The following is an 8,173-nucleotide window of genomic DNA, read 5'->3' on the forward strand; positions in this document are numbered from 1 at the left end:
GCTGCTGGCCAGCTACCGGCGCGCAATCGGCGACTTCACCGCCCGTCGCTCGGTGCGGAATCTGGCAACGGCGCGCCGAGGCAGTCAGGCCCGTCGACGGCCGTCGCGCAGGGAGGCGTGGGCTTGACGCGCGCCGGCGACGATGATGCCGGCGAAGCCGGGATCGAGGAGTGGCGCCAATGAACCGCGCGGACGACCGCGGGGCGGCCCCGGTTACTCACGTCCAGCAGGTGATCGAGGACACGCTGGACGCCAACGACCTCACCTATTCCCGGCATCCCGGGGCGCATGGCGGGTTGCCGGGTGTGATCGTGGAGTTGCCCGGCGAGCGCAAGCTCAAGACCAACACCATCCTGAGCATCGGCGAGCACTCGGTGCGCATCGAAGCGTTTGTCTGTCGCAAGCCCGACGAGAACCACGAGGGCGTCTATCGATTCCTGCTCAAACGCAACCGCCGCCTCTACGGCGTGGCCTACACGCTGGACAACGTTGGCGACATCTACCTGGTGGGCCGAATGTCGTTGGCATCGGTGGACGCCGCCGAGATCGACCGGGTGCTCGGGCAGGTGCTCGAAGCAGTAGATAGCGACTTTAATACGTTGTTGGAGTTGGGTTTTCGGTCGTCGATCCAGAAGGAATGGGAGTGGCGGGTTTCGCGCGGTGAGTCGCTGAAAAACCTGGAGGCGTTCGCCCATTTGATTGACGACGACGATTAACGGCCGCGTGAGAGACTTGCCGTCATGGGGAACGCGGTAGCCACGCTGGTGCTGCTCCGCCACGGCGAGAGCGAATGGAATGCGAGCAATCAGTTCACCGGCTGGGTCGACGTCGACCTAACCGACAAGGGCCGCGGCGAGGCTGTGCGGAGCGGCCAGCTGATCGCCGAGCACAACTTGCTGCCGGACGTGGTGTACACGTCGCTGTTGCGTCGAGCCATTACCACCGCGCACCTGGCGCTGGATACCGCCGATCGGCTGTGGATCCCGGTACGGCGCAGCTGGCGGCTCAACGAACGGCACTACGGCTCGCTGCAGGGGCTCAACAAGGCCGAGATCAAGGACCGCTACGGCGAGGAGCAGTTCATGGCGTGGCGGCGCAGCTACGACACCCCGCCCCCGCCGATCGAGGAGGGCAGCCGGTATAGCCAGGACGCCGATCCGCGCTACGCCGACATCGGTGGCGGGCCGCTGACAGAATGTTTAGCCGACGTGGTTGTCCGGTTTTTGCCGTACTTCACCGACGTGATCGTGCCGGATCTGCGAGTCGGCAAGACGGTCCTGATCGCCGCTCACGGCAACTCGTTGCGCGCGCTGGTGAAGTATCTCGATGGCATGTCCGACGAGGAAGTCGTGAGCCTGAACATCCCAACCGGGATTCCGCTGCGCTACGACTTGGACGCCGATATGCGCCCAACGGTCGTTGGCGGCAGCTATCTGGATCCCGAAGCCGCGGCAGCCGGCGCGGCCGCGGTGGCCAGCCAAGGTGGCCGTTAAACCCTTTTTGCAGGCAAAAAGGCTAACGTGAGGTGAACTGCCATAGAACACCTGTCTCGTAGCGTGTGACATGTCCGATTTTGGCCTTGCGCTGCTGGGTTGGCGTTCACCCGATGTGTAGGATTTTTATGTGACTGTGTTCTCGGCCCTGTCACTGGCCGGGGTGTTGGTTCTCGTGGCATTGGTCGTAGGTGCCACGACGGGCGCGCGGCTGGCACCGCGCACGCTGGAGCGACGCCATCGAGTCGCCGTCGAAGCGGCCGGCATCACCGTCGCGCAGATGCTGGAGCGCATCGTCGCGCTGATGCCGCTGGGCACTGCCGTCGTGGATCGTCACCGCGACGTCGTCTATCACAACGGCCGGGCCCGGGAGCTCGGCCTGGTGCGCGAGCGTCAGCTCGATGACCAGGCCTGGAAAGCGGCGCGGCAGACCCTCGCCGACGGCGCTGACGTCGAGTTCGACCTGTTGCCGGGCAAAGGCAAGCGGTCGGTTCCCGGACGATCGGGCGTGTCGGTGCATGGGCAGGCGCGGTTGCTGAGCGAGCAGGATCGCCGGTTCGCCGTGGTCTTCGTCTACGACCACTCGGAATACGCCCGGATGGAGGCCACCAGACGCGACTTCGTGGCCAACGTCAGCCATGAGCTCAAGACGCCCGTCGGCGCCATGTCGGTGCTCGCCGAGGCCCTGCTGGCCTCCGCGGACGACCCGGAGACTGTGCGGCGGTTCGGCGAGAAGGTGCTTGTCGAGGCCACCCGGCTGGGGGACATGGTCAGCGAGCTGATCGAGTTGTCCCGGCTGCAGGGGGCTGAACGGTTGCCGGACATGGGCGCCGTCGACGTCGATACCGTTGTCTCCGAAGCGATTTCACGTCACAAGGTACCTGCGGACAACGCTGATATCACGGTGTGCACCGACGAGCCGAGCGGCTTGAAGATGCTGGGCGAGCAGGCGCTGTTGGTCACCGCGCTGGCCAACCTGGTGTCCAACGCGATCGCGTATTCGCCGCGCGGCTCGCTGGTGTCGATCAGCCGACGCCGCCGCGGCGAGAACATCGAGATCGCCGTCACCGACCGCGGCATCGGGATCGACCGCAAAGACCAGGAGCGGGTCTTCGAGCGGTTCTTCCGCGCCGATAAGGCGCGCTCGCGGGCCACCGGCGGCACCGGGCTCGGCCTTGCCATCGTCAAGCACGTCGCCGCCAACCACAACGGCACGATCGGCTTGTGGAGCCAGCTGGGAACCGGGTCGACGTTCACCCTGTCGATCCCGGCCTACGACGCCGAGTGCGAACAACCCGACCAACCGCCCGAGCGCGAAATCCGGCCCAAGATGCCCCAACGAGAGCCCCAACGAGAGGAAGAACTACACCGATGACCGGTCCGCTGATTGTGCAGGAGTCGCGCTGATGACCAGTGTCCTGATTGTGGAGGACGAAGAATCGCTGGCTGATCCGCTGGCATTTCTGCTACGCAAGGAGGGCTTCGAGGCCACCGTGGTGACCGACGGCCCGTCGGCGCTGGCCGAGTTCGACCGATCCGGCGCCGATATCGTGCTGCTCGACCTGATGCTGCCCGGCATGTCCGGCACCGACGTGTGCAAGCAGCTGCGATCCCGGTCCAGCGTGCCGGTGATCATGGTGACCGCGCGCGACAGTGAGATCGACAAGGTCGTCGGCCTGGAGCTGGGTGCGGATGACTATGTGACCAAGCCGTATTCGGCGCGTGAGCTGATCGCGCGGATCCGGGCGGTGCTGCGCCGCCACGGCGACGACGACTCCGAGATCACCGACGGCGTGCTGGAATCCGGTCCGGTGCGAATGGACGTCGAACGCCACGTCGTCTCGGTTAACGGAGAGCCGATCACGTTGCCGCTCAAGGAGTTCGACCTGCTGGAGTACCTGATGCGCAACAGCGGACGGGTGCTGACCCGTGGGCAGCTGATCGATCGGGTGTGGGGCGCCGACTACGTCGGTGACACCAAGACGCTCGACGTGCACGTGAAGCGGCTGCGATCGAAAATCGAAGCAGACCCAGCCAACCCGATTCACCTGGTGACGGTGCGCGGGTTGGGTTACAAACTGGAGAGCTGACGCTACTCGGCGTCTCGCAAGCCGACCTCGGTGTGGCCGGTGCCGATCACCGACCACCGGCGGTCGCCAACCTCGACGTAAATGTTGGCCTGCTCGCTGTTGGTGCACACTGCGGCGGCGCCGTCGGGATCGGTGTAGTCCAGGCTTACGCACCGCTCGGTGGGCTGGTCAACGCGGATGCGCACCCTGCGACCGCCGATACGACCGGTGAGCTGCCAGTGGCGCAGGCCCAATGTGGTCCGCATCCGCACCGACGGTAAAACGCTTGCGGGCCAATCTCTTCCGTCGATACGGAATCGAATGAATGCCATCGGTGCAAGCCTGCGCAGACCGGCTTTGCGCGACACCGCGGTGACCACCTCCAGCACGTCGCCGTCGCCGAGGTCGGCGTGGATCCAACCCCAGCGCTTGGCGTTGCCGTGCCCGTAGATGTGGGCCACCGCGCCGCGCCACCCATCGACCCGGTGGGAGGTGTCGCCGGTGCGCAGCGAGCCGGCGAACTGTGCGGTCGGAGCGATAACCACCTGTGCACCGGGCAGCAGTTCGCGTTCCCACAGCGGCCGCGGGAAGGTCCACAGCGGCGCACCGCTGTCCTTCCAGCTCAGGTTCCATGTCAGTGACCCCGCTCGTCCGGCCAACTCTTCCAACGCGATTCGAGCATCGCCAACGGTGAGCCAGGCCGACCCGGTGGCCGGTCCGACGGGCTCGGGTCCGAAGCGTTCGGTATGCGGTGGCCCGTCGGGCGGAAACCAGCTCGCCCAGCCGTGCGCATAGGGATCGCGCGCCGTTGGCGCGGTCGGGGACACCATCTCGTAGTGGACCCATAGACCGGCCCGCGTCACCGGATCCGACAGCGTTGCGTACCAGACCTCCAGACGCCCGGGCTGGCCGCGCCAACGTGGTTCGGCGGGCGACGGCAGGTCCACGTTTACTCGGCGGCCCGCGTTGCCGGGTGGACGGCGACGAGACCTAATGCGCTGCGCCGCTTGCACATTGCGGCCAGCTCGGCGTAGGCCTTCTCACCGAGCAGCTCTGCGAGCTCGTCTGCGAGGCTCACCCAGACTGGCTCGGCTCCAACATGAGCGGCCGGATCACCGGTGCAATACCAGTGCAGGTCGGCGCCGCCGGCGCCCCAACCGCGGCGGTCGTACTCGGTGACTGTGGTCTTCAGGATCTCGGAGCCATCCGGACGGGTCACCCATTCCTGGCTGCGACGGATGGGCAGCTGCCAGCAGACATCGGGTTTCATCGTCAGCGGTGCCACGCCGAGCTTCAATGCTTTGCTGTGCAGCGCGCAACCGGGTCCGCCTTCGAACTCGGGCCGGTTCAAGAAGATGCACGCGCCTTTGTGTTTGCGGGTGCGCCAAGCCTTCTCACCGTCGTGCTCGTCGCGTTCGAGATAGCCCTTGCGGCTCAAGCCCTTTTCGCGGAACTGCCAGTCGGCATCGGTGAGTTTCGACACAGCGTCGTCTAGCCGGGCCCGGTCGTCGTCGTCGGACAAAAACGCCCCGTGCGAGCAACATCCGTCGTCGGGACGTCCCTCCACGGTGCCCTGGCAGGCCGGAGTGCCGAACACACAGGTCCAGCGGGACAGCAGCCAGGTCAGGTCCGCGGCGATCAGATGCTCGGGATTGTCCGGGTCGTAGAACTCGACCCATTCGCGCGCAAAGTCCAACTCGACTTCACCGGGATGATTTGGCTGCGAATTTGCCACGGTTTTCACGGTAGACCAATCAAAGCTTTCGGCGGCTCACCAGTAGGGTTGTGTTTCGTGCGGTTAGGAGTGCTCGACGTCGGCAGCAACACGGTCAATCTGCTCGTGGTGGATGCCCGCCGCGGCGGGCACCCGACACCGATGAGCTCAACCAAGGCGACACTGCGGTTGGCCGAGTCGATCGACGGCTCCGGCAAACTTACCCGGCGCGGCGCCGACGAGCTGATCGAAACCATCGACGAGTTCGAAAAGATCGCGGACAGTTCGGGCTGCGCCGAACTGATGGCGTTCGCCACCTCCGCGGTCCGCGACGCCAAGAACTCCGAGGACGTGCTGTCCCGGGTGCGTAAAGAGACCGGTGTCGAGCTGCAAGTGCTGCGAGGAGTCGACGAGTCGCGGCTGACCTTCCTCGCGGTGCGTCGGTGGTACGGCTGGAGCGCGGGCCGGATCATCAACCTCGACATCGGCGGCGGCTCGCTGGAGTTATCCAACGGCGTCGACGAGGAACCCGAAGTCGCGTTGTCGCTGCCGCTGGGTGCCGGGCGGCTGACCCGCGAATGGCTCAAAGACGATCCGCCCGGCCGGCGCCGGGTGGCGATGCTGCGCGACTGGCTGGACTCCGAACTGGCCGAAACCAGCGCCAAAATGCTGGAGGCCGGCGGCCCCGACCTCGCGGTAGCAACGTCGAAGACCTTCCGTTCACTGGCCCGACTAACCGGTGCGGCGCCGTCGGCCGCGGGGCCGCGGGTCAAGCGCACACTCACCGCGAATGGCCTCAGACAACTCATATCTTTCATATCTAGGATGACGACCGCTGACCGTGCTGAACTGGAAGGAGTGAGCGCCGAGCGAGCGCCGCAAATCGTGGCGGGCGCTTTGGTCGCGGAGGCGAGTATGCGAGCGCTGTCGATCGAAACAGTGGACATTTGTCCGTGGGCGCTGCGAGAAGGTCTCATTTTGCGCAAACTCGACAGCGAAGCTGACGGAACCGCCCTCGTCGAGACTTCCGTGCGGGATGCTAAAAGCCAGCGAGTTGATCGGAATGCAGTTAACCGATCGAGAGGCAACACACGATGACCGGACCACAGGACAGCTCGAATACCCGACCCATCTCGGTTGCCGAGCTCTTGGCCAAAAACGGCACGATCGGCGCCCCGGTTCCCAACCGCCGTCGGCGTCGCCGCGGCAACTCCGACGCGGTCACCGTCGCCGAGCTGACCGGCGAAATCCCGGTGATCGACGACAGCATCGAACCCGAAGCGGCCGGCCAACCAGTCCCGGAGTCCCGTGCCCCACGAGCCAACGGGTCTGCTCGGCTCGATGAGTTGGTTTCCGACGAACCCGCCGAGCACTCTCGCTACTGGTCCGAACCCGAGCCGCGCTGGCCGGAGTCGCCGCCTCCTCGCCCCCGTGAATCACGGCCCGAGTCGCGTGAATCGCGGCCCGAGCGCAGCCCGTACCCGCTGCCGTCGCGCAACAACGTCCGTGTCGACGCCAGCCGTTCGGGCGGCGCGGAAGACCAGCTGCCAGACCGCTCCGGCGCCGAGGGGATGAACCCCGACCCGCTGGAGGACTACGCGGGGATGTCGGTGGACGTGATGGACACCGACGTGCGGGACGCCGAACTCGGCGGCGAAGACTCCGCCTATGTGCGCTCGTACCTGCGTTCGTTTGCCGGCCGGTCGCGCGGTAAGAGCGTCGCTGGCGACGTCGAATCGCGTCCTGACGCGGCCTACCGGGATGTCGCCGACATCGCCGACGAGGAGGACTACCCCGAGGACCTCGCCGACGACTTCCACGATGTGGACGGGGATGCTCATCCGTGGTCGCGAACCGAAACGATGCGGGCCGGCGGAATGGTTGTGCTGCAGTCGATTCTGGCTGTCGGATTCGGTGCCGGGCTGTTCATCGCGTTCGACCAGCTGTGGCGGTGGAACAACATCGTGGCGTTGGTGCTCTCGGTGCTCGTGATCCTGGGCCTGGTGGTCGGCGTGCGGGTGGTCCGCAAAACAGAGGACATCGGCAGCACGTTGATCGCGGTGGCGGTGGGGGCGCTGGTCACACTGGGGCCGTTAGCGTTGTTGCAATCCGGCTAGGCGCCCGGCGAAACCCGCGTGCGCCCAGCTATCAAGGTCGGTCTGTCCACGGCCTCGGTATACCCGATGAGGACCGAGGCCGCTTTCGAGTATGCGGACAAGCTCGGCTACGACGGCGTCGAGCTGATGGTGTGGGGCGAATCGGTCAGCCAGGACATCAACGCCGTCCAGAAACTCTCCCAGCGTTACCGGATGCCGGTGCTGTCGGTTCATGCGCCGTGCCTGTTGATCTCACAGCGGGTGTGGGGCTCAAATCCGATTCCCAAGCTGGAACGCAGCGTGCGGGCCGCCGAAAAGCTGGGCGCCCAAACCGTCGTCGTGCATCCGCCGTTTCGCTGGCAACGGCGTTACGCCGACGGGTTCTCCGAGCAGGTCGCCACCCTGGAGGCATCCAGCGATGTGCTGGTGGCCGTGGAGAACATGTTCCCGTTTAGAGCCGACCGGTTCTTTAGGGCTGAGCAGCTGAAGGAGCGGATGCGCAGGCGGGGCGGCGGGCCCGGGCCGGGGATATCGGCGTTCGCGCCGTCCTACGACCCGCTGGACGGCGACCACGCGCACTACACGCTGGACCTGTCGCACACCGCGACGGCGGGGACCGACGCGGTGGACATGGCGCAGCGGATGGGTTCGGGTCTGGTGCACTTGCACCTGTGCGACGGCACCGGGATGCCCGCCGACGAGCATCTGGCGCCGGGCCGCGGTAACCAGCCGGTCGTCGAGGTGTGCGAGATGCTGGCCGCCGGCGATTTCGCCGGCCATGTCGTGTTGGAGGTGTCCACC

General features: G+C 66.1%; 9 protein-coding genes. 7 read left to right on the plus strand and 2 right to left on the minus strand.

Annotation, left to right across the window (positions count from 1 at the left end; all coding sequences use genetic code 11):
* Nucleotides 1–179: 179 nt before the first annotated feature.
* The 4 genes from WB785_RS06975 (at nucleotide 180) to regX (ending at nucleotide 3,583) form a co-directional block, all read left to right on the plus strand.
* Nucleotides 180–716: a YbjN domain-containing protein gene (locus WB785_RS06975; RefSeq protein WP_424078077.1), complete on the plus strand. Its 537-nt coding sequence runs from the start codon at nucleotides 180–182 to the stop codon at nucleotides 714–716.
* A 24-nt stretch (nucleotides 717–740) separates the two neighbouring features.
* The gene (locus tag WB785_RS06980) at nucleotides 741–1,493 is read left to right on the plus strand and encodes a phosphoglyceromutase (RefSeq protein WP_424078078.1); all 753 of its coding nucleotides are present in this window, start codon (nucleotides 741–743) and stop codon (nucleotides 1,491–1,493) included.
* A 130-nt stretch (nucleotides 1,494–1,623) separates the two neighbouring features.
* A complete protein-coding gene (locus tag WB785_RS06985) occupies nucleotides 1,624–2,868 on the plus strand; it encodes a sensor histidine kinase (RefSeq protein ID WP_424078080.1) in 1,245 nt (414 codons plus the stop codon).
* A 31-nt stretch (nucleotides 2,869–2,899) separates the two neighbouring features.
* Complete coding sequence (gene regX, locus WB785_RS06990; protein WP_424078081.1) at nucleotides 2,900–3,583, plus strand: two-component sensory transduction protein RegX; 684 nt, start codon at nucleotides 2,900–2,902, stop codon at nucleotides 3,581–3,583.
* A gap of 2 nt (nucleotides 3,584–3,585) precedes the next feature.
* On the opposite strand, the gene WB785_RS06995 is transcribed toward regX, so the two are convergent.
* The gene (locus tag WB785_RS06995) at nucleotides 3,586–4,509 is read right to left on the minus strand and encodes a hypothetical protein (RefSeq protein ID WP_424078083.1); all 924 of its coding nucleotides are present in this window, start codon (nucleotides 4,507–4,509) and stop codon (nucleotides 3,586–3,588) included.
* Between the two features lie 2 nt (nucleotides 4,510–4,511).
* Nucleotides 4,512–5,306 carry a hypothetical protein gene (locus WB785_RS07000; RefSeq protein WP_424078084.1) on the minus strand — a complete coding sequence of 265 codons (795 nt, stop codon included), beginning with the start codon at nucleotides 5,304–5,306 and terminating at the stop codon, nucleotides 4,512–4,514.
* Nucleotides 5,307–5,354: 48 nt separating this feature from the next.
* Between WB785_RS07000 and WB785_RS07005 the strand changes: the two genes are divergently transcribed.
* From WB785_RS07005 to WB785_RS07015, 3 genes are all read left to right on the plus strand, one after another.
* Nucleotides 5,355–6,374 (plus strand): hypothetical protein, encoded by a 1,020-nt coding sequence (locus tag WB785_RS07005; protein WP_424078085.1) that lies wholly within the window; start codon nucleotides 5,355–5,357, stop codon nucleotides 6,372–6,374.
* On the plus strand, nucleotides 6,371–7,393 hold the full coding sequence (locus tag WB785_RS07010; RefSeq protein ID WP_424078087.1) for a hypothetical protein: 1,023 nt from the start codon (nucleotides 6,371–6,373) through the stop codon (nucleotides 7,391–7,393). Before WB785_RS07005 ends, WB785_RS07010 begins: the two co-directional genes overlap by 4 nt.
* Before the next feature lie 18 nt (nucleotides 7,394–7,411).
* Nucleotides 7,412–8,173, plus strand: a 762-nt coding sequence (locus WB785_RS07015; protein WP_424078088.1) for a sugar phosphate isomerase/epimerase family protein, incomplete at its 3' end; no start/stop codon positions are given.

The sequence above is a fragment of the Mycobacterium sp. genome, assembly GCF_049585075.1.
Classification (GTDB): Bacteria; Actinomycetota; Actinomycetes; order Mycobacteriales; family Mycobacteriaceae; genus Mycobacterium.

Excerpts from the sequence above, each read along its gene's own strand:
- WB785_RS07010 (WP_424078087.1), top strand. The coding sequence starts at position 6,371 with ATGACCGGACCACAGGACAGCTCGAATACCCGACCCATCTCGGTTGCC.
- WB785_RS06980 (WP_424078078.1), top strand. The coding sequence starts at position 741 with ATGGGGAACGCGGTAGCCACGCTGGTGCTGCTCCGCCACGGCGAGAGC.
- regX (WP_424078081.1), top strand. The coding sequence starts at position 2,900 with ATGACCAGTGTCCTGATTGTGGAGGACGAAGAATCGCTGGCTGATCCG.
- WB785_RS06975 (WP_424078077.1), top strand. The coding sequence starts at position 180 with ATGAACCGCGCGGACGACCGCGGGGCGGCCCCGGTTACTCACGTCCAG.